This window comes from Aquirufa sp. Wall-65K1 (assembly GCF_054558475.1).
Genome location: NZ_JBPXKD010000012.1, coordinates 1 through 1,673, shown reverse-complemented (window position 1 = coordinate 1,673; position 1,673 = coordinate 1). Strand labels below are relative to the sequence as shown.

Genomic DNA, 1,673 nt, shown 5'->3' with positions numbered 1-1,673 from the left:
TAATCGTAATCGTTTGACTGCCTCCCGCTGTTTGCGTGCCACTTCCCGTGATGATGAACTTCGTAGCTGAACCTGCTCCGATCGTTACATTTCCACTCGTTACTGCACTACCCGTCGCTGGAGTGAACGTAAAGGTCCCTACTCCTGAAGTTCCCGTGTAGATTAAGCCTAAGCTTGTCAAGTTGGCTACTCCATTACTAAAGTCGCCCGCATTCGTTAATTTATTCGTACCAGATAAGCCCGTGATACTTCCTGTCAAGCTATTGCTTACTGTAATATTGTTTGCACTCGCATCAAAGCCCGTTACCACGTTACCATACGCATCTTGGGCCGTTAAGGTGTTTGTACCCGTAAACGCTACTCCACTGGTCTGTGGACTCGCCAAGCTCACCGTTAATTTAGCAAAGCTTGAAGCACTTACTGATACACTTAAACGATCTGCTCCCGATGCCGATATACTGCCATCTGTAGCAGCTAGTACCGCTGATTCTACATGGTATAATAGCATGCTCGCCGTAGCTACTCCATTCGTGAAGCTCACACTCGTCGAGCTACCTACATTCGTGCCTGCTACTGTTGCTGCAGTCACTGGACTTGTCGAACTATTCGCGCCACTGAAAGTCAAGGACTTGCTGCCCGTATAACCTACCGCCGTATTGCCGCTCGCATCTTTCGCGGTAATCGTGATCGTTTGACCTACTCCTGCCGTTTGCGTGCCGCTTCCCGTGATAATCAACTTGGTCGCCGAGCCTGGGTTAACCGTTATAGCACTCGAGCTTACTGGAGCCCCCGTTGCTGGACTAAACGTGAAGCTGCCTGAGCCCGAAGTTCCTGTAAACATTAAGCCTAAGCTTGTCAAGTTCGCCACTCCACTACTAAAGTCGCCTGCTCCATTTAATTTATTCGTGCCAGATAAGCCCGTGATGCTTCCTGTCAAGCTACTGCTTACTGTAACATTATTCGTCGAGGCATTAAAGCCTGTCACCACGTTACCATAAGCATCTTGTGCCGTTAAGGTATTCGTGCCCGTAAAGGCTACTCCACTGGTCTGTGGACCTGCTAAGGCTAAGCTGAACTTAGCAAAGCTTCCCACTGAAACACTCACCGATAATTCGCCAGCTCCACTTGCCGTCAAGCTGCCATCACTCACATTGATTGAAGCAGACTCTACTTTGTACAAGCTCAGACTAGCCGTAGCTACTCCATCCGTGAAGACCACACTCGTAGCCGTGCCAAAGTCTGTACCTCCTACTTTTGGTGCTGTCACTGGAGACGATGAACTATTCGCTCCACTGAACGTTAAGCTCTTGCTGCCTGTATATCCTGTTACCGTATTGCCATTCGCATCCTTCGCCGTGATTGTAATCGTTTGACTCGTTCCAGCCGTTTGCGTGCCGGATCCTGTAATCACAAACTTATTGGCTGATCCTGGATTGATCGTTATGCTACCACTTGTTACAGCTGTTCCTGTTGCTGGAGTGAACGTAAATGTGCCACTACCAACTGTTCCTGTGTACTTCAAGCCTAAGCTTGTTAAGTTGGCCACCCCATTCACAAAATCACCTGCACTTGTTAATTTATTGCCACCACTTATTCCACTGATCGTTCCTGTTAAGCCTGTCGTACTTACCGTAATGTTATTCCCACTCGCATCAAAGCCGGTCACCACGTTG

General features: G+C 48.6%; 1 protein-coding gene. It reads right to left on the bottom strand.

The genetic code is table 11. From position 1 onward, the window contains the following. On the bottom strand, positions 1-1,673 hold a 1,673-nt coding region (locus tag ACST15_RS12460; RefSeq protein WP_459454988.1), incomplete at both ends, for a beta strand repeat-containing protein.